Annotated in this window: 22 protein-coding genes; 18 read left to right on the forward strand and 4 right to left on the reverse strand. The window is 36.1% G+C overall.

Translation table 11 applies throughout. The features are described 5' to 3' along the window. Window positions 1-3 precede the first annotated feature (3 nt). The 7 genes from QWY87_RS12745 (at window position 4) to QWY87_RS12775 (ending at window position 6,035) form a co-directional block, all read left to right on the forward strand. Window positions 4-615 carry a hypothetical protein gene (locus QWY87_RS12745; protein ID WP_290291777.1) on the forward strand — a complete coding sequence of 204 codons (612 nt, stop codon included), beginning with the start codon at window positions 4-6 and terminating at the stop codon, window positions 613-615. A 14-nt stretch (window positions 616-629) separates the two neighbouring features. After that, a complete protein-coding gene (locus QWY87_RS12750) occupies window positions 630-1,532 on the forward strand; it encodes a 1,4-dihydroxy-2-naphthoate polyprenyltransferase (RefSeq protein WP_290291780.1) in 903 nt (300 codons plus the stop codon). Between the two features lie 59 nt (window positions 1,533-1,591). After that, window positions 1,592-1,972, forward strand: a complete 381-nt coding sequence (locus QWY87_RS12755) for a hypothetical protein (RefSeq protein WP_290291783.1) — start codon at window positions 1,592-1,594, stop codon at window positions 1,970-1,972. A 108-nt stretch (window positions 1,973-2,080) separates the two neighbouring features. Then, window positions 2,081-4,348, forward strand: coding sequence for a TonB-dependent receptor domain-containing protein (locus QWY87_RS12760; protein WP_290291786.1), 2,268 nt, complete (start codon window positions 2,081-2,083; stop codon window positions 4,346-4,348). A gap of 117 nt (window positions 4,349-4,465) precedes the next feature. Further along, complete coding sequence (locus QWY87_RS12765; protein ID WP_290291789.1) at window positions 4,466-5,143, forward strand: metal-dependent hydrolase; 678 nt, start codon at window positions 4,466-4,468, stop codon at window positions 5,141-5,143. 47 nt (window positions 5,144-5,190) lie between these two features. After that, window positions 5,191-5,625 carry an SRPBCC family protein gene (locus QWY87_RS12770; RefSeq protein WP_290291791.1) on the forward strand — a complete coding sequence of 145 codons (435 nt, stop codon included), beginning with the start codon at window positions 5,191-5,193 and terminating at the stop codon, window positions 5,623-5,625. 26 nt (window positions 5,626-5,651) lie between these two features. Then, window positions 5,652-6,035, forward strand: a complete 384-nt coding sequence (locus tag QWY87_RS12775; protein ID WP_290291793.1) for a VOC family protein — start codon at window positions 5,652-5,654, stop codon at window positions 6,033-6,035. Window positions 6,036-6,155: 120 nt separating this feature from the next. Here QWY87_RS12775 and QWY87_RS12780 read toward each other — a convergent pair whose 3' ends face one another. The 4 genes from QWY87_RS12780 to QWY87_RS12795 form a co-directional block, all read right to left on the reverse strand. Next, a complete protein-coding gene (locus QWY87_RS12780) occupies window positions 6,156-7,808 on the reverse strand; it encodes a sodium/sugar symporter (protein WP_290291796.1) in 1,653 nt (550 codons plus the stop codon). A gap of 55 nt (window positions 7,809-7,863) precedes the next feature. After that, window positions 7,864-9,009: a galactokinase gene (gene galK / locus QWY87_RS12785; protein ID WP_290291798.1), complete on the reverse strand. Its 1,146-nt coding sequence runs from the start codon at window positions 9,007-9,009 to the stop codon at window positions 7,864-7,866. Between the two features lie 104 nt (window positions 9,010-9,113). Next, entirely contained in the window at window positions 9,114-9,818 is a 705-nt protein-coding gene (locus tag QWY87_RS12790) for an NUDIX hydrolase (protein ID WP_290291801.1), read from the reverse strand. A gap of 131 nt (window positions 9,819-9,949) precedes the next feature. Beyond that, window positions 9,950-10,624, reverse strand: a complete 675-nt coding sequence (locus QWY87_RS12795; RefSeq protein WP_290291804.1) for a TetR/AcrR family transcriptional regulator — start codon at window positions 10,622-10,624, stop codon at window positions 9,950-9,952. Window positions 10,625-10,778: 154 nt separating this feature from the next. On the opposite strand from QWY87_RS12795, the gene QWY87_RS12800 reads away from it, so the two are divergent. The 11 genes from QWY87_RS12800 to QWY87_RS12850 all read left to right on the forward strand — a co-directional run bounded on the left by QWY87_RS12800 (window position 10,779) and on the right by QWY87_RS12850 (window position 20,148). Beyond that, window positions 10,779-12,374: a SulP family inorganic anion transporter gene (locus tag QWY87_RS12800; protein ID WP_435389540.1), complete on the forward strand. Its 1,596-nt coding sequence runs from the start codon at window positions 10,779-10,781 to the stop codon at window positions 12,372-12,374. A gap of 19 nt (window positions 12,375-12,393) precedes the next feature. Further along, on the forward strand, window positions 12,394-13,017 hold the full coding sequence (locus QWY87_RS12805; protein WP_290291806.1) for a carbonic anhydrase family protein: 624 nt from the start codon (window positions 12,394-12,396) through the stop codon (window positions 13,015-13,017). A gap of 135 nt (window positions 13,018-13,152) precedes the next feature. Further along, complete coding sequence (locus QWY87_RS12810) at window positions 13,153-13,992, forward strand: C-GCAxxG-C-C family (seleno)protein (RefSeq protein ID WP_290291807.1); 840 nt, start codon at window positions 13,153-13,155, stop codon at window positions 13,990-13,992. A gap of 426 nt (window positions 13,993-14,418) precedes the next feature. Next, window positions 14,419-14,658 carry a CBU_0592 family membrane protein gene (locus tag QWY87_RS12815; RefSeq protein WP_290291809.1) on the forward strand — a complete coding sequence of 80 codons (240 nt, stop codon included), beginning with the start codon at window positions 14,419-14,421 and terminating at the stop codon, window positions 14,656-14,658. A gap of 26 nt (window positions 14,659-14,684) precedes the next feature. Then, complete coding sequence (locus QWY87_RS12820) at window positions 14,685-15,074, forward strand: septal ring lytic transglycosylase RlpA family protein (protein ID WP_290291811.1); 390 nt, start codon at window positions 14,685-14,687, stop codon at window positions 15,072-15,074. A gap of 66 nt (window positions 15,075-15,140) precedes the next feature. After that, complete coding sequence (locus QWY87_RS12825; RefSeq protein WP_290291812.1) at window positions 15,141-15,914, forward strand: energy transducer TonB; 774 nt, start codon at window positions 15,141-15,143, stop codon at window positions 15,912-15,914. Window positions 15,915-16,130: 216 nt separating this feature from the next. Continuing rightward, on the forward strand, window positions 16,131-16,469 hold the full coding sequence (locus tag QWY87_RS12830; RefSeq protein ID WP_290291815.1) for a type II toxin-antitoxin system HigB family toxin: 339 nt from the start codon (window positions 16,131-16,133) through the stop codon (window positions 16,467-16,469). A gap of 6 nt (window positions 16,470-16,475) precedes the next feature. Then, window positions 16,476-17,036, forward strand: a complete 561-nt coding sequence (locus QWY87_RS12835) for a transcriptional regulator (RefSeq protein WP_290291818.1) — start codon at window positions 16,476-16,478, stop codon at window positions 17,034-17,036. A 153-nt stretch (window positions 17,037-17,189) separates the two neighbouring features. Continuing rightward, window positions 17,190-18,488, forward strand: a complete 1,299-nt coding sequence (locus QWY87_RS12840) for a tyrosine-type recombinase/integrase (RefSeq protein ID WP_290291819.1) — start codon at window positions 17,190-17,192, stop codon at window positions 18,486-18,488. 380 nt (window positions 18,489-18,868) lie between these two features. Continuing rightward, on the forward strand, window positions 18,869-19,381 hold the full coding sequence (locus tag QWY87_RS12845; RefSeq protein WP_290291822.1) for a hypothetical protein: 513 nt from the start codon (window positions 18,869-18,871) through the stop codon (window positions 19,379-19,381). 137 nt (window positions 19,382-19,518) lie between these two features. Further along, window positions 19,519-20,148, forward strand: coding sequence for a hypothetical protein (locus QWY87_RS12850; protein ID WP_290291825.1), 630 nt, complete (start codon window positions 19,519-19,521; stop codon window positions 20,146-20,148). Window positions 20,149-20,380: the final 232 nt, after the last annotated feature.

Below are 20,380 nucleotides of genomic sequence, written 5' to 3' on the forward strand. Positions count from 1 at the left end.
ATTATGCCATTTGTGAGAGATAAGAATCTAGTAAACATATACGAAGAAATTGACAAGGCTAATGGAACCATTAAGACCTTATCAACTGCTTTGCAGGACGAAGAAGAAAATAATTCACTGCTAAAAAAACACAGGGTGATCTTGGGTATTGGTTGTTTGATATTATTGATTTTGTTCTTGTGGTCATTTTTACCAAAGTCAAAACAATACAAGCAAGAATACCTGATAAAGAATAACCTGAGTTTGATTGATACTGATTCTCTTCATAAAATCCAGAGAAAGGCTAAACAAGTGGTGGTTATTGACTCTGCTAAGGCTTCATTGATTGATTTGAGTATTGTGTATAGTATTCAAATTGGAGCTTATGCAAATTTCAATTCAAACTTGATTTCAGAGGATATCACTCAGATGGAAGAGTTTGAAGAAAATGGATTCAATAAATTTTCAATTGGGAAATTCACGACCTACAAAGAGACGGTACTTCTTAGAGATGATTTAAGAAGGGTTGGATTTAAAGATTGCTTTATCATAGCCAAGTCTTATGGTGTTCCTGTCAACATTAATGAGGCCTTGCAACTGAGCGGCGAAAAGTGGGTTAGAGGAACTACAAATTAAACAAAGCTATTATTTTGTCAAACACAGGTATCTGGGTAAGTGCAGCACGACTGCGAACTTTACCCTTGTCATTGTCGGGAATCATTGTAGGTTCTTTTTTGGCTGCTTCACATGGATTTTTTGATCTGAAAATTTGCTTCTTGGCCTTGCTCACTACAGTAGGTTTCCAGGTGATTTCAAATTTTGCCAATGATTATGGAGATGGTGTAAAAGGCACTGATAATGAAGAAAGAGTTGGCCCTGAAAGAGCTTTGCAGAGTGGTGCAATTAGCCCTGAAGGCATGCTCAAGGCCATTAAGATTACTGGCGTCATCACTACCTTAATAGCCCTTCTTTTGATTTATGTAGCTTTTGGCACTGAGTATATTATCTATAGTATCGTATTTATCATATTAGGTGTGAGTAGTATCCTTGCTGCCATTAAATATACCGTGGGAGATCATGCTTATGGTTATAGTGGTTTCGGAGATTTATTTGTTTTTTTGTTTTTTGGGCTTCTCAGCGTTTGCGGAACCTATTTCTTATATGCCAAAACACTTGAACTTAGTATTTTCTTACCGGCTGTTACCATTGGATTATTGAGCGTAGGTGTACTCAATTTGAATAATATGCGTGATCAAGAGTCGGATGCTAAGGCAGGAAAGAACACCATTGTAGTTAAAATTGGTAATGAATTTTCCAGATATTATCATTTTTATCTTCTCGGCGCTTCATTTTTATTAGTACTTTTATACACCGCCATCAATTTTAAATCAGTTTACCAGTTTTTATTTGTCATAGCGTATATTCCTATTTTTAAGCACCTTATGGTGGTTTACAGGAATAAAAATCCCAAAGAGTTAGATCCTGAATTAAAAAAACTTGCTTTGAGTACATTTTTATTTGCCATACTTTTCGGAATTGGATTAGTTCTGTGACCTGACAAAAATCATATGAATAAAAGACTAATTGGTCTACTTTTGCGGCTTTAAGAATTATGAAGAAGCTAGTCATTACACATTTACTCCTATACCTATACCTTTTGGTATTGGTACAGCCAGCACTTCCGGTGTTAGAGTATCTTGTCAATTATGATTATATCGTAAATGAACTTTGTGAGAATCGAGACAAACCGATTTTAACTTGTAATGGGAAATGTTATTTGGGAGACCAGGTAGAAAAACAATTAGATCGTGGCACAGATCAACAATTACCGTTGCCACCTCAAATTGATTTCAAACAATTCATCCCACTAGACGAATTGATTCCGGCAGATACACCTGTAACTTATTCAGAACCATTATCGAGACTTCTCTTTTCAGACAACTTGAAGGAGAGAACTTTTTCTGCTACTATATTAAGACCTCCTATTGTTTAAATCGAACTTAGGTTCAATAAATACTTTTTGAATAGCCTCCTCAAGGCTAGACTTGTGTGTAATTCTCCAATTACACTGTTATTTACTATTTAAACAAATCAAATTAAAATGAAAAGAATATTTTTTATGATGTTGGTTATGCTTCTAAATGGAGCAGTAACCTTTGCGCAACAAGTGGAGATCCATGGTAGTGTTGTAAATGATCTCGGTAAGCCATTGGAAAACATTATTGTCAAGATTGATGATTCCAATGATTTTACTGAAACAGACAATAATGGTCATTTTATGATTCTTGCTAAGCCTGGTTCAGCTGCCACCTTGATGCATATGATGTACAAAACTAAAACAGTGATTCTCGAAGACGCTATCAGAATCGTAATGGAAGAGCAAGCTTTTAACCTGGATAATATCATTGTCAAAGCCGATCCTTTTCGTGATCTGGCCCAATCAAGTATCGTATACGACGATATCAAAGCAGCATCTCAGCCCAGAAATGTAAGTGATCTTTTTAAGGATATTCCAGGTTTTGGAATTCAAAAAAGAGGGGCTTATGCATCTGAACCTGTATTTAGAGCCTTTAAATATGACCAGTTAAACGTTCAATATGATGGTGGTATGAAAATACTGAATGCCTGCCCAAATAGAATGGATCCGATAACAACTCATGTAATACCTGAAGAAATTGACAGGATAGAGGTAGTGAAGGGGCCATTCACGGTAAGGTTTGGCCAAAATTTTGGGGGTATTGTGAATTTGGTCACAAAGAATGTGACGCATAAAAAGCTTGGTGTTAGTGGTAATTTAGAAACAGGCTATGAGACCAATGGTAATAACTTTACCGGACGGGGCGCATTGATATACAGAAAAGAAAAGGTTGATTTAGAATTGAATGGTTCCTATCGAAATTATGGTGATTATACTGATGGTAATGGAGACGAAGTTCCGTCCTCTTTTACTTCTACAGATTATTCTGTTAAACTAGGTGTTAACCCGACTGAAAATCAAAGGATGCGTTTTACGTGGAGGCAATCTTTTGGCCGGGATATAAAGCATGCAGGTCTGCCTATGGATTCTCCATATGATAACAGTTATCTTATTGGTGTAGATTATAAGATAGAAGATGTATCCGGAAAAATCAGCAGTATTATGGTTAAAGGTTTTTATTCAAATGTAGACCACCTGATGACTAATGAAGACCGTCCTAATTATATGATGGTCGCAGCAGAATCTAACGTTTTTGTAACCACTTGGGGAGGGAAAACCGAAATGACAATTACGCCCTCTGATAAAACCAATATTTTTGTTGGGCTTGATGCGAATATTATTTCAAGAGAAGGAGATCGTATTCGGACCATTAAAATGATGAACGGAAATATGTTACCTGAGCCAATAGTCAAAGTTGACAAGATATGGCAAGATTCTGAGCTCAATGATATTGGCGTTTTTGCAGAAGGCAAATTTAAAGTAACTAAAAGATCTTTTTTAACTGCCGGACTGCGAACTGATTTTATAAGCACTGCTATAAACGATCCTGAGCAGGATTTTTTAGATCTTTATGGTGGAGAAATTGAGGATCAGTCAGAAGTAAATGTAAGTGGAAACCTTTCTTATCTGTATAATGTTAACAAAACACAATTACAGATTTCATTGGGTAGAGGGGTTAGAACAGCTTCAATTGTTGAGCGTTATATCAACCATTTCAACGTTAATTCTGATCCATATGAATATGTTGGTAACCCATATTTATCTCCTGAATCGAATCATCAAATCGAAGTTTCTATCGGCCAGAGATTTGATAAGATTGACCTAGGTGCTTCTGTATTTTATTCATTTTTGGATAATTATATTACTGCAGTTGTTGATGAGGATTTGCCTAGAAAGTATATGCCAACCCAAGAGCCCAGATTTGCAAAACGCTTTGTCAATGTAGATCAAGCCATGCAAACAGGTTTTGAGTTTTATTTCAATTACAACTTTACAGAGGCTTTATCATTTCTTTCTGATATCTCTTATACTTATGGTCAGAATAAGGATTTGGATGAGCCGTTACCTCAAATTGTGCCCTTGACAAGTCATTTAAGTTTAAACTTTAATAAAGATAAATACTGGCTAAATTTTAAAACAAGACTTGTGGCAGAGCAAGATCGAATTGCCGAATCATTTGGCGAAACCGTAACACCAGGATTTGCAACGTTTGATTTGAGTGGAGGGTTCAAGCCTTTTGCCGATTTTTCTATAGGTGCAGCCATTCTTAATATGTTTGATACGGCATATTATGAGCATTTGAATTTTTCTTATAGAAATTCGGATACCAATGCAGGCAGAATTTATGAACCAGGTAGAAATTTTACGATTTATATCAATTATAATTTTTAGGCGACTGCGAAATATTATTTAACCGTGGATCAATTTTTTTTGGTTCACGGTTTTATTTATTAATTGAACCAGTTTCATAAGGTTTAATTCTTTAATTTTAAGGTAAAATATTTTATCATGAAAATTACTTATTTAGGCCATGCAGCCTTGTCAATTGAAGTGGGTGACAAACATATTATCGTAGATCCGTTTATCAGCCCAAATGAATTGGCCAAAGACATAGATATAAACGCCCTAAAGGCAGATTATATTCTGATTACCCATGCACATCAAGACCATATCGTTGATGTAGAAGCCATCGTAAAGAATACCGGAGCCAAGATCGTATCTAATTACGAAATAGTTACACATTATGGCGCCAAGGGGATTGAAGGCCATCCAATGAATCATGGAGGAAGCTGGCAATTTGATTTTGGAAAGCTTACTTATACCAATGCAATTCACACGAGTTCATTCCCAGATGGAAGTTATGGAGGACAACCCGGTGGATTTATTCTTGAAACAGATGAAGGTAATTTATACATCGCTGGAGATACTGCCCTAACCATGGATATGAAACTGATTCCAATGCAATGCAAGATAGATTTGGCTATACTTCCAATTGGAGACAATTTTACAATGGGTGTTGAAAGTGCTATACATGCTTCTGACTTTATCGAATGTAATAATATTATGGGCTATCATTACGATACCTTTGGTTATATCGTTATTGACCATGAAGAGGCTATTAAAGCCTTTGAAGAGAAAGGTAAAGGGTTGATTTTGTTAGGAATAGGTGAGGATCTTATTTTCTAAAGTCTTAAAATTTTCTTATTTTAGGGAGGAATCCTAAATCAAACATCATGAAATATTCAAATGAGGTGATTATCAACTTACCCTTGGATAAGGTAATTGAACTATTTGACAGCGAGGAAAACTTATTTAAGTGGCAACCAGAGCTTATTAGTTTTGAACATGTTTCAGGAGAGAAGGGTGAGGTAGGAGCCAAGTCACTGCTCAAGTATAAAATGGGAAAGCGAGAAGTAGAAATGACAGAAACCATTACGGTTAAAAATCTTCCCAAAGAGTTTTCAGGAACCTATGATGCCAAGGGCGTATGGAACGAAGTCAAAAATTATTTTGAAGTCATTGATGAAAATACCACAAGATGGTATTCAGATTGTCATTTTGAATTTAGTGGTTTTATGAAAATCATGGCATTTTTTATGCCAGGCATGTTTAAAAAGCAATCTCAAAAATACCTGGATCAATTTAAAGCCTTCGCGGAAGGGGAATAATCATATAAATCATCAACATTTAGCATATGGAAGCAAATATGGTAGGCTGGTTTGAAATACCAGTATCGGATATGAAAAGAGCACAAGCCTTTTACGAAAAAGTATTTGGTATCAGGATCATGGTAGAGCAATTTGGAGATACCCTCATGGGATGGTTTCCGTTTACCCAAGATTTAGAAGCAAAAGGAGCGGGAGGATCTCTTGTGCAAAACAAGAAGTCTTATACCCCATCTGCTGACGGTACGTTAGTTTATTTTTCTTCTCCTGAAATCAATGAAGAGCTCAAACGCGTCAAAGAAGCCGGAGGCAATGTATTGCAGGAAAAAACCTTGATTAGAGATGATATCGGTTATATGGCTTTGTTTTTAGACACCGAAGGAAATCGAATTGCGTTGCATTCTAGAGCCTAAATCGCGACCGGTTCGGAGGTGAACCCTTCACCTCCGAACCGGTGAGGATTTGCCGGTGAGAAACCCCGTTGAGGATTAACCGGTGAGAAAAACCCCGGTGAGAAATACCCTGGTGAGATTTTATTTCCAGAAGATTGAATACAACGCTACAAGGATCAACATCACCACGAAGGCGCCTATATTAAAGCCTGGACTCGTTTTAAATAGTTCTTTGGTAATTGGAATTGCTTTTTCGTCGTTGGTCCCTTTGTTTTGAGCTAAACTAATTACGATAATTACAATTGCCGTTAAGATAGCTGAATAACCCATTTGATCCATCCATGGGACATCTACAAAAACAGGACTGCTTGACCACCCTTTGGGTGCTACTTTGAAATACATGGCGATAGGAATAGAAACTAAAGCACCAATTATGGCAGCTTTGTTGGTCGTCTTTTTCCAGAACAGACCCAAGATGAAAACGGCGAGTATTCCCGGACTTACAATGCCTGTGTATTCTTGTATGAATTGAAAAGCCTGGTCTATACCTCCTAATAAGGGGGCCATAATACATGCAATGACCAAGGCAACTGCTGCTGAAATCCTTCCCGTGTTAACGGTGGCTTTATCGCTGGCGTTTTTATTGATATACTCTTTGTAAATATCCATAGTGAATATAGTAGAGGTTGAATTCAACATAGATGCCAGAGAAGAGACAATGGCCGCTGTCAGGGCAGCAAAAGCAACACCCTTTAAGCCGGTTGGTAAGAACTGTAATAACCAGGGATAAGCTTTATCCGCCTGATCGGCAGAAGGCAAGTTCTTAAGACCAGCTTCACCTAAACGCGCCATGATCTCTGGATCATTTACCATAACATAGGCAGCGATACCTGGAATCACTACAATTAAAGGAATAATTAATTTTAAGAAAGCTGCCAGTAAAATACCTTTTTGAGATTCTTTCAGTGATTTGGCGGCTAAAGTTCTTTGAATGATATATTGATTGAAACCCCAGTAATACAGATTGGCTACCCAAAGGCCACCGACTAATACACCAATACCAGGCAGGTTCTTATATTCAGGATTTGATTTGTCGAGTATCATTGAAAAACGATCAGGAGCCGCCTCATAAACAGTAGTTAAGCCAGCTATAACACCTTGTCCGTCAGAAACGGTATCTAAGGCCAGATAGGTAGTAAACAGGCCTCCCAGTACTAAAAAAACAACTTGAATCACATCCGTCCAGGCTACTGCAGAAAGGCCACCATAAAGAGAATAAGCCGCTGCAAACAAAGCCAGACCCATTACCCCGTATATCATAGGAATACCCATAATGGTTTCTAAGGCTAAGGAGCCTAAGTATAATACTGAAGCAAGGTTTACAAATACATATAAGGCGATCCAGAAAACAGCAAGGATGGTCTTTAAATTTTTTGAATATCTTTTTTCAACAAACTCAGGAATGGTATACAGGCCTTTTTCTATGAAAATAGGAAGGAAGTATTTTCCTACGATGATTAAAGTGATGGCAGCCATCCATTCATAAGAGGCGATGGCCAGACCAAGTGCAAAGCCAGAACCTGACATGCCTATAAACTGTTCGGCTGAAATATTGGCGGCAATCAAAGAAGTACCAATGGCCCACCAGGGTAGTGATTTACCAGCTAAAAAATAATCTTCAGCGTTTTTTTCATGGCCTTTTTTATCTCTTGAAACCCATAGGCCGACCGATAAAATCAGAATCGCGTAACCAATGAAAATGATATAATCAAGTAATTCAAAATTTGTATTCATAGAGCAGACTTGTTAGATTCTTTAAACTTAGTCATTTTTATGGTAATTTTTTCATCTAATTGTCTGTAAGAAGGTGTGTTCCGTCTGAAAGTGCAATGTCATATATTGAACATGATTTACCAAATTGCTGTAGATATGCCTCGCTAACAGATTTGGAATAAGAGGCAACAGCCTCCTTTTTTATAATGTTGATGGTGCAACCTCCAAAACCACCTCCCATCATTCTCGACCCGGCAATATTCGGGCAGGCTTTGGCTAGGTCAACCAGAAAATTCAATTCTTCGCAACTTACCTTGTACTGATTCTGCAGCCCATGATGTGAGGCATAAATCAATTTTCCGAGCCCGTGGATATCATTAGCAGCCATGGCCTGTCCTGCTTTTTGTACGCGCTCATTTTCCTGGATAACGTAAAGCGCCATTTGAAATTCTTCAGAATTTATTTGATTTGAAATAGCTTCAAGTTTAATTGAGTCAGCATCTCTCAATGCATTCACTTTTAATAATTTAGAAACTTTTTCACAAACTTCACGACGCTTGTTATAGGCACTGTCAGACAAGCTGTGTTTCACATTTGTATTGATCAGTAAGATTTGATACGCATCAAAATCAATGTGGAAGGGGCGTGAACTAATATCTCTGCAATCAAGTAGCAAGGCTGTGTTCTTTTGACCAAACATGCTGGCATATTGATCCATAATACCACATTTAACGCCAACGAATTCGTGTTCGGCATTTTGTGAGATAAAGATCATTTCTTCTTTGGAGAGTTTGAGGCCAAATAATTCATTCAAACCAAAAACAATTGCATTTTCAAGTGCGGCCGAGGAAGAAAGTCCGGCGCCTTCAGGAATGTCTCCACCGAATACCAGATTAAAAGGCGCTATCATTTTGCCTTTCTCCTGAATACCGTGAATAACACCCAGGATATAATTGTGCCAGCCGGCTTTTTCAAGTGGTTTAATACTTTCTAATGAAAATGTAAAGGACTCGTTCATGTCAATGGCTTCGGCCGTACATTGACCCTCTTTACTAAAACCAAAAGCAGCGTAAATTCCTTTGTCAATGGCCGCAGGGAATACAAAACCATCGTTATAGTCAGTATGCTCGCCGATTATATTTAATCTGCCGGGTGAAAAGACCAGCATGGGTTTTTGCCCATATTTCTCTTGGTATGTGGATACTACTTTTTGCCGAACCATATTCGAAAATTTTGTTGTCTATAAGATAAATGCTCTGCCCTGAATAGGGAAGCTAAAGGTAGTATTTTTTATTAAACGTACAGAATACATTTAATATTTTATAATCAAAAGTCGAAGAGAAAATGACGCTCTTTGTTTTTCAGTTTCACCTTCTTTTTAAAAGTATAGAGAAATGCACCTTTTTTAGAACCTGTTTTGTCTTTAAGATCAGTCTTCTCAATAATATTCAGGGATAGCACCTTTTTTCTAAAGTTTCTCGAATCTCTTTTGGTCTGGTAGATACTTTCATACAGCGATTGAAGTTGCGGAATCGTAAAATGTTCAGGAAGCAAATTAAAACCAATGGGCTCATGTCTAGCCTTTAATTGAAAAGCGGCAATAGCATCTTTGACCATATCTCCATGATCAAGAATGAGCTCAGGCATTTCATTGATGTCAAACCATTTGGCATCAAAATCTTCAACGGAGCGAATGTTTAATTCATCAATCCTGATTAAGGAATAGAAACCTACTGAGATCACTCTTTCTACCGGATCTCTTTTAACAGCACCATAAGTTCTGAGTTGTTCCAAATAAATATCGCTAAGCCCTGTGCTCTCCAATAAAATTTGTTTGGCACCATCAACTATAGAGAGATCATTTTGTAAAAATGCACCAATCAAAGACCATTCACCCTTTAAAGGCTCAACTTTTCTTCTAAACAGGAGTATTTTTAGTGTCTTGGAGTCAAATCCAAAAATAGAACAATCAACCGCCACCAAAATTTTTTGATGCGTACTGTATTTTAAATGTGGATTGATAAGTTTCATACTGATATTTACTCCTACAATATAAAATTATTTATGCATTTAAAATGCAAGCGAATTCAAAAAAGCGAAAGTATATTTTGGTTTGTTTATTGATGTAAAACAAACCATAGCATTACAGATAATTGAAAAGTTTAAGCCAACATTTTAGAGATAAAAAACAAGAGCATTTTTTCTACTTCTTCATTCTGCCCTTTTTTATTGCTAATGTCAGTTAATCGGGGGAGGTGGTCTGCAAAGTAGAAATGATTGTTGGTCATTTCGTATAAATTACTAGCCAGGGCATGCGGATAAGGAAAGTCAGGTTTGATCTCAAGAATCACATCAGATACAGTCGTTACGATTTCCTTATAATTCAGAAAGAACCCTTTTTTGTTCTCCTCATCAACACCTTTGGTATGGTATACTTTGGTGCTTTCAGCAATAACTACTTTGTGAAGCGCTGATTCATTAACATAATCTATCGTCGGGTTTTCTTCACTTATTGAAACAAAGGTATGTAGTATGATTTCCAGTTTCTTTTTTGGGTCTTCAATATTGAAAGTTTTAATTTGTATCATATAATTGAGCCATTCCCAATACCAGGATACCAGATAGATGAGCAACAAGTGTTTGTTCTCAAAATAACGGTAAATCGAAGCCTCAGTAGATTTCATCTCTTCAGCCAGTTTTTTGAAATTGAAGATTTCAAAACCCAATTCATCGATCATAAGGATACTGTGTTTGATGATCCTTTTACCTAATTCGGATTGTTGGGGATCTTTTAAATACAGACCCGGATTCAATGAAATGCTAATATTTACAGCCATTATGAGACAATTATTCACTGGTTAAAGCTCAAAGTTAAGTAATTATTATTAATTGCATAACAATCTTCTATGATATTATAACTTAAATTAATAATAGTAATACTATCATTCGTAAATATTTTATTATATTTGTGTCCTTAAAACATAAGCAAAAATGAAATCAACAGGAATTTTTAGTAATTTGAAAAGTGACTTTCCAGCGAGTATAGTCGTTTTTTTTGTGGCCCTACCCCTTTGTCTGGGTATTGCCTTGGCTAGTGGAGCTCCATTATTTTCAGGTATCATTGCTGGTATAATTGGTGGTGTAGTAGTAGGTGCATTGAGTGGATCAAAAATTGGTGTGAGCGGACCAGCTGCTGGTTTGGCTGCTATTGTATTAACTTCAATAGGTACTTTAGGAGGCTTTGAAAATTTTCTGGTTGCTGTGGTATTAGGAGGTGTTATTCAATTAATTTTCGGCTTTTTGAGAGCCGGTATTATTGGATATTATTTTCCTTCATCGGTAATTAAAGGGATGCTGACTGGTATTGGTATCATTATTATTTTAAAACAGATTCCTCACTTTTTTGGATACGATGCAGATCCTGAAGGGGATTTTGCATTTTTTCAAGTAGATGGTCAAAATACTTTTTCTGAGATATTCACCACTTTTAATCATATCCAACCCGGTTCGGCTTTAATAGGAATGATCGGTTTGGCAATCTTATTACTTTGGGATAAAGTATTGACAAAAAAGGCCAAAATTTTTCAAGTAATACAAGGCCCTCTCGTTGCAGTGGTAGTTGGAATTATATTTTTCATTGTGACGCAATCTAACGAAGTTTTAGCTGTTTCAGCTTCTCATTTGGTAAGTGTGCCTGTTCCTACAGGTGTATCTTCGTTTTTAGCCCAGTTTAGCTTTCCTAATTTTGCAGCGATCTCAAATCCTCAGGTTTGGATTGTGGCTTTTACTATAGCATTGGTAGCGAGTTTGGAAACCTTACTTTGTGTAGAGGCAACTGATAAACTTGACCCACATAAGAACGTTACCCCAACCAATAGAGAGTTATTGGCTCAGGGAGCGGGTAATATTATTTCAGGAATGATAGGTGGTTTGCCGATTACTCAGGTAATTGTAAGAAGTTCTGCCAATATCCAGTCAGGAGGAAGAACAAAAATGTCAGCTATTATTCATGGTTTGTTTCTATTGGGTTCTGTGATATTGATTCCTAACTTGTTGAATAAAATTCCGTTGTCAGTGTTGGCTGCGATTCTGTTAATTGTTGGTTTTAAACTGGCAAAACCAGGACTTTTCAAAACGATGTATAATTTAGGCTGGAAGCAGTTTGTACCTTTTATAGTAACCGTATTAGGGATTATTTTTACTGACCTTCTTGTTGGCATCGGCCTGGGGCTATTGGTAGGTATCATTGTTATTTTGATAAAGAGCTACCAGAATTCACACTTTTTGCATAAAGAAGGAGAAGATGTTGATGATGGTAAGGTGAAAATGACATTGGCCGAAGAAGTAACATTCTTTAATAAAGGTGCCATTTTAAAGGAGCTTGACCGTTTGCCTGAAGATTCATTTTTAGAATTAGACGTTACCAAGACCAAGTATCTGGATAATGATATAATAGAGATTTTAGACGATTTTATGCATAAAGCACAAGAACGTAATATTTCGATTAAGCTGGTTTCTGAAAGAGGTGAAATAGTGAACCCTCACAGTTTTCATGAATTTTTTAATAGTCCGAGAAAGGCTAGTTAATACTCTAAATAATATACTTATGAATGCACAGACAAAAGAAACCCAATTGGCCCTGAGTCATGATCAAATCATTGATTTGTTAAAGGATGGTAATGCACGTTTTGTAAACAATAAGAAATCTGACAGGAATCTAAACCTTCAAGTAGAACAGACAAGTGGAGGTCAATTTCCGTTTGCTACAGTATTGAGCTGTATTGATTCAAGAATCCCTGTAGAAACTATTTTGGACCAAGGAATAGGTGACCTGTTTAGCGTCAGAATTGCTGGTAATTTTGTGAATGATGACATTCTGGGTAGTATGGAATTTGCCTGTAAACTGGCAGGGTCAAAGGTTTTGGTTGTAATGGGACACACCTCTTGTGGTGCTGTAAAAGGTGCCTGTGATGGTGCTGAATTAGGTAAGCTAACGGGAATGCTCAATAAGATAAAACCAGCGGTGAATGCCGTAGAAAACCCAAAAGAAGCGGCTGCCCGTACTTCAGCAAATCTAGATTTTGTAAATGATGTGGCCAGAAAAAATGTGGAACTTACGCTAGAGGCCATTAGAAGTGGTAGCGAGGTTTTGGCAGAGATGGAAGCCAAGGGTGAAATTAAATTGATAGGGGCTATGTATGACGTAGCAACAGGAAAGGTTTCGTTTTAAATCACCTTTTATTTTTATACAGAAAGCCCAACTTTGTTTGGGCTTTTTTTATGCGATTTATTTCTGATAATTGACCCAGGTCATTGCAACTTAAGATTGTCTTTGTTAATTTCATAGCTATACAATTTTAATGCCATGCAAACAGAAAATATTTCTAAGGAGAAACATCCTACAGACGCCAAAAAAGTATTTAGAAAATTAGGGACTTGCTCACGCACGTTGTTTCATATTTTAGATCGTGAATTCGGAAATTTAATGGTGGATGAAGAAAGAGCTGCTGATCCGCTCGCCGGAGGGATTATGAAACAAGGTTATCAATGTGGCATGCTCTGGGGTGCTTCATTGGCGGTTGGGGCAGAAGCGTATAAGACCTGTACGCATACCTCTCAGGCTATTATAGTTGCGGTAGAGGCAACAAGATCATTGATGAATAGTTTTGTTGATCAAGAGCAAACCAGCCAATGCTGGGAGATTACCAGATGTGACTTTACAAGTAATTTCAGTTTTGCAAAGTATATGTTGAGTGGTCGTTTTTTACACTGTTTTCAGATGGCTGAAGATTGGGCACCGGAGGCTGTAGCAGCTGCGCGTAAAGCTTTGGAATCAAAACCACATAATTTTGATTATTCAATGAGTTGTGCCACAGAAGTAGCCAGAAAAATGGGTGCTAGTGATGAAGAAGCCATTATGGTAGCAGGTTTTGCCGGAGGTTTGGGCCTTGCCGGAAGTGGCTGTGGTGCCTTAAGTGCTGCAATTTGGATGAGTGCTCTTGAATGGAGCAGAGCCCATGAGAAAGGATCAGCCACTAAAGACCAGCATGGTAAGGAAATTTTAAAATCCTTTTTGCAACAAACTGATGGTCAGGTTCAATGCAAGGATATTTGTAATAGAAGCTTCGATTCTCTTGATGAGCATACCACTTATATGATGGAGGGCGGTTGCAGTAAGCTCATAGAGCGGCTCAGCATGGCCTAACGCTTTGATTTGTGTTGTTTTTGAATGCCTACTATATTTTGGTGGCTTAGGCTTATTTATATTCAATAAAAATTAAAGAATACGTTAAATTTTTAATTTTTTTTTAATAGTTTTAACTTCCATAAGTTGCTGGAATAGTCTCCCCTATAATGTCGATGGATTGAATAACTTGATTGCTTTGTTGTAATCGAGCTATACGTTCGTATTGGTTTCTTAAAGAAAGTATTATTGATCATTAGAATGTGATAAATAGCTATGATGCTTACGGAAAACCATAAGATAAATCTATAGACAGTTGTTTATTTTACGGTTAATAAGAAGTGTGGGTACTTTTAAGTGTTTTTTTAGGAAAGACATTTGAAAGTGATGTGAGCCGCCGGGGCAAAGCCATTGGTTATAGCAATTAATTTTTAAACTTCATTGGAAATGGATATAATAGATTGGATCGGTTTTGTAGGTGTTTTTCAAATTCTGCTGGCTTATATTCTCAATGTCAGAAACATCGTGACTAAAAAGGATCTCAGTTTTATTTTACTGAATTTAATAGGAGCTTCTTTGGCCTGTCTGGCTTCAGTATTGATGAATTACTGGCCCTTTATTTTATTGGAAGGTATTTGGGCATTTGTATCGTTGTTATCACTGTTTTCCTATTTTAAGAAGGTTTGATCATCTTGAATAAAAACAAAGCCATTATGACTAAAAAAATTCATTATTTTAAAAAGAGGTTCTTCATATTATGCTGCTTTATAGGCTTGAGCTTATTTTTTTCTGAAGCAAACTTCGCGCAGCATACTGAAACTGGACTGGCCTCTTTTTATAGCGATAACCTTCAGGGCAGAATGACTGCCAATGGCGACGTGTACGACAAGATGAAAATGACTGCTGCACATCGCACTTTAGCGTTTAACACGAAAATCAAAGTAACAAATCTGGAGAATAAGAAATCAGTTGTTGTGATTATCAATGATCGGGGTCCTTTTGTGGAAGGTAGAATTTTGGACCTGTCAAGAGCGGCAGCTGAAAAGCTTGGTTTTGTTGATAAGGGAGTTGTGAAAGTGAAGGTAATTAAGGCTAAAAAATAATATAATTAAATCAACAGTGTTGCGTGATACTGCGCATGGGTTACTGTTACAAAGCATAAAGAATTTATGAGAATAACATTGCTACTGGCTTGTTTTATTTGTACAAGTATGATGAGTCAAAGTTTAAAAAAGAAAAAGAAATCGGGCCTGGTATACCAGGAAATTTTTACGGTTGACAAGAACACTAAAGAGCGTCAGGGCTATTATTTTAAAATAGGTAAAAACTCAAAAGACACAGTGGTTATTGGAACCTATGAGCAAGGTAGAAAGGCAGGTGTTTGGTCTTATATGGACAAGGAGAACAGCTTATATCTACGATATGATTATGAGCAGGATAAAATACTAAATAACACAGAGAGAACTTTTATTAAGGATTCTATTCAGGTCAAAATAAACGGTGGGTACCGTTTAACTAAAGTTGATTGTCCACCAATTTATATAGGATTTAAGAATGAAATAAAGCGTAGCCTTAATGTCGAAATAAAACCGCCAGCAACTGTTTTTCAAGAAGCTAAATCTGGAATGGTTTTAACTTCCTTTGAGGTTAATGAAAAAGGAGAGGCTGTGAATTTCAATATTGAAAGCAGCTATAATGAAAAGCTTAACAAAACAATTGAAGATTCGTTACGCCCATTTAAATCCCAGTGGATTCCGGCATTAGTAAATGGTGAGCCCGTAGTATCAAAAATGTATGTCATGCTTAATTTTAGTTTTATATCAGATCCGGATGATGAAACGGAACCACAATTTAAGGATATGTCAGATTTGATTGTTGTCAATTTGACATATTTGGGAATTGTACGGCCAAATAAACTTGAAACGGGTACCTTCAAATTATGATTTGTTAACTTCTTATTTTACATTAGGACTAATGGCTAACAACGGGTGTGATCAATAGCTTCAATTCTCAACATAAAGAAAATTAAAGTCAATGCCAGACTAAAATAAAACCAACTGTAGGGGACGACTTCTGCTTATATCCAAACCATCACAGAAATAAAAAACAATAAAAGTTCGTATAATATAAGAACTATTTGTACGTTTGCATGTAAGATTATGAGATTAATCAATAAAAAAGCTCTGGAGAAGTTAAAAAGAAAAAATAGAGGAAACAGGTTGCTAAACAAAGAAATTGAGAATCTCATAAATGATGTAGAAAGTAATAATTGGAAGAATCAATTAGAATTGAGTCAGACAAGACCAGATGCAGATTGCGTTCATAATGGCGGGTTTTATTTTTTCAACATTTCCATTCATAGAACAATGATACTTATTGAATTTAATGATAGTGAGGCATCCGTAGCATGGGTTGGATCACATCAAGAATATGATCGAACTTTTAAGAATAATAAAAGGACAATTAGAAATTGGCTAAAATCAAATGATTGGATTTAAGTAAATATGAAGACACAATTTAACATAAATGAATTACTTGAGTTAGGCAAAATCAAAAATGAATTAGATTTTGAAAGAGCTCTAGTTGCAGATAGAAAACTGAGAGTATTGTCGAAGGATAACCCGAATTATAAGTCTCTTAGAAAAAAATTACGGAATTTAATTGAGGATTATGAAAACAGGAATTGGAATTCATCCTCAAGAATAAGTGAAAAGAAATTAAGAGAAAGTGATATAGCTGAGATAATTGCTGAAAAAGAAAGATTATTCATCAAAAGAAGAAAAGAGTTGATTAAGACAAGATTGAAAAGTCTTAGTTTGACACAACAGAATTTTGGAATCATTTTAGGCCATAATAGCAAGTCATATATTTCTGAATTAATGAATGGGATCAATCCATTTTCGTTAAAAGATCTAATCATAATTAATCGCCTATTGAAAATTGAACTTACAGATTTAGTGCCAACATTTTTGCCTCAAGCCGAAAGGGTCAAAATCAAATCATCAATTGATAAATTAGATCATCCGAAACTGAAATTGAGTCAAGATGATTTTACACTGGTTTAATATATTGCTAACGGCAACCGTTATAGTAATTTTATTCAGCGTTTTTCTATAGTTTAATCAAATCCCAAAGTAAGCTTTATATAGAATTAATTCTACATAAATCATTCACTTATCATAACAAACCCGTTAACTTTTAGTCTTAATTTAGGACTAATGGGCAATGAACCAGTTTCTTTTTTGACTAGAAAAAAAATCAGACCTGATCAGTTTTCTTATCAATTTAAGAAGCCTCTAAAGATTCGGCTTAATATGATTGAGCAGGTTACTTTGTCTAAAGGAAGCATCGGGAAGAAGGAAGTGCTATTTATTAAATTTAAGTATAATGAACAGCTGATAGCTGTTTCAAGACATCTGGGTGCTTATTGGAATACTCAGCTCGGTTGTTGGTATGTTCCATATCACAAACAAAATATAGAAGACGCTAAGCGGGCTTTTGGTAGGTTGAGAACAGTAGTTTATGACAATACTGTAAAGTATAAAGTGGTAAAACCAGAAAGGAAGGAGCAACTTGTTAAGAGGATTCGCGAAGAAAAGGCAAAGCATTTAACGCCTGTGGATAAAGCCAATTTAAGAGGATTTGTAAAGTATATGAGAGGGAAGGTGTTGAGTGAGAGCACTGTGAGAACTTACTATATTCATATCTTAGATTTTACAATTTTTTTGAAGGGGAAAGCGGTTAAAGACATTGTGAATAGGGATGTGGAGCTTTTTGTAGAGGATGTATGTGTTGCACGTAAATACTCGGTTAGTACGCATAGGCAGGTGATTAGTGCCATGAAACAGTTTAGCAGTTTTCATCCGGATTGTGGCATTGATAACCCTACTTTGGAAAGGCCACATAAAAGCCGTTTCTTACCTGTTGTACTTTCAAAACAAGAAGTGATTGACCTTTTGCGCAATACAAGAAATTTAAAACACAAAGCTGTTTTGGCACTTTTGTATTCAAGCGGGTTGAGGATAGGGGAGTTGATCAATCTGGAATTGAATGATATTGACGTAGACCGAAGACAAATTTTTGTTAGAAATGGGAAAGGAAGAAAAGACAGGTATGTGATCATGGCGGAGAGCTTTAGGCAGTTGTTTCATAATTATTTAATGACCTATAGACCCAAGCGTTATTTTGTAGAAGGAAACAGCCCCGGTCAAAAATATGCATCTGTGAGCGTCAGGAGTTTTTTAAAAAGAGCCTGTAAATTAGCAAGGATTCATAAAAAAGTGACACCACATACCCTGAGGCATAGCTACGCAACCCATTTGCTTGAGCAAGGGGTTGATTTAAGATATATACAAGAACTATTAGGGCATTCAAGACCAGAAACAACCATGATCTACACGCATGTAAGCAAACGCGATATGCTCAACATAGAAAGCCCCCTGGACACGCTGATCAAACAAATGTCAGCCCCCCAAAACAAAAACAACAATCCATCACTATCCCAAGAGAACTTCTGATATAGTATATTGTCGGAAACTATATAACAAGTTGTATTCAATTAGGTCCTCCGATGAAAAATATTGCTATTTGACCAAAACTCTGCAGGCTTTTGTAATTGAAAGCGGAAAGAGTAAACTCTTGCAAAGTTGGGCAATTGCACAAGCCTAAGCAAGTTCGGAAAATAGGGTGGAAGTATTGGAGGAAGGAGCATAGAAAAACTAAGGTAAATCCATAGAATTGAAAAGCAGGTACGGGAAAAGAATGTTAACTGAATACAACAACGCATATGAGCAATAGCTTCTATTCGTAACACAACGAAGATCAAAGTAAAAACAAACAATAAAATATAAACAACATTTGGGGAGAGCTACTGCTCATATCCACACCGTTGTGAGTAATGAAGAAGAAACTAAGAAACATATATTTTAAGAATGTTGTTCTCGAAATACTTGGGATAACACTTATTCTTTATGGGCTAAATCGTTTAATTTATTTTGTTTCTATTCGTCAATTTGAAAAAAAAATCGGCAGAAAGTTTAATAATGTTGAGGATTTTCTAGATCAATTGAGTTATGATGATATGGCGAATATTATAATGTCTCAAGCATTAATTGGTTTTCTTGGACTCTTGGTGGTGTCAGGCTTTTTAATATTCATAAGATTTAAGACTAAATCATTCTATTTAAGATCAATTGTTATATTTATTTTCATTTTAATAATGTATCCATTTTTCATACATCGAGGAATTATTAATGACGGATTGTATTATGTTAGTAGAATTTGGGAAACTAATTTTCAATCAATGCCCTTGATTTCATTTATAATTTTCACCTCATGCGGCTCAACAATTATATGGAAAACCATTAATGATATTGAAGTCACTACTCACAACAACGCATATGAGCAATAGCTTCAATTCGTAACACAAGGAAGATCAAAGTAAAAACAAACAATAAAATATAATCAACTGTTGGGGAGAGCTACTGCTCATATCCAATACGTTGTGCACTATGCACGCCAAATAATCAAAATCAAAATAAATTGTAAATGAAAAAAAATCTAACCATTTTACTTTTTCTACTCGGGCTTTTAAAAATTTCGGCTCAATCCTTCGAGGGAGAAATCATATATCAATTAAACTACAAAAGTAAAGTACCCAGTATCTCAGATGAACAATTCAACGAAATGATGGGTACGACTCAAAATTACTTTATCAAAGAAGGGAATTACAAAGCTCTGATAGACGGTACAGGAATGGAGTGGCAGCTGTACATTAATGCTGAGAATAAACTATATAACAAGTTAGCCGATTCAAATATGGCTTACTGGATTGACGCCAGTAAGGAGGGAAATACTATTCAAGAAGTATTAATCAACAAAAAGGCTCTAAAGATTTTAGGTTATGAGTGTGATGAGGTCATTTTTGTGTGTAAAAATGGAAATGAGAAATACTATTTCAATTCTGAATTGTCAATAGACATTTCACTCTTTGAGAACCATGCCTTAGGTCATTGGTTTGATTATTTAAAAATATCTGGAGCTTTACCTATGATGGCTTACATTGAGACACCTGAGTGCATTATTAAAAGTACTGCTGTTAAAATCGACCCTAAGAAGTTAAACTCTGATATATTCAAGATCCCTGAAGGTGTCATGACTGAAAAGAGTCCATATTAATTAAAGCACAAGTGCACAACAACGGGTATAAGCAATAGCTTCAATTCGTAACAAAACGAAAATCAAAGTAAAAACAAACAAATAACATAAAATCAACATTAGGGGAGAGCTACTGCTCATACCCAATACGTTGGGGCAAATAAATCATTCACATGCAAAAAACCATCATTTTCTTGTTAATTCTGATTGTCACAAGTTGCACCTTAGAAAAGAGCGAATTGGAATGTCAAAA

It is taken from the genome of Lutimonas halocynthiae, assembly GCF_030409835.1.
In the GTDB taxonomy this organism is placed as follows: domain Bacteria; phylum Bacteroidota; class Bacteroidia; order Flavobacteriales; family Flavobacteriaceae; genus Lutimonas; species Lutimonas halocynthiae.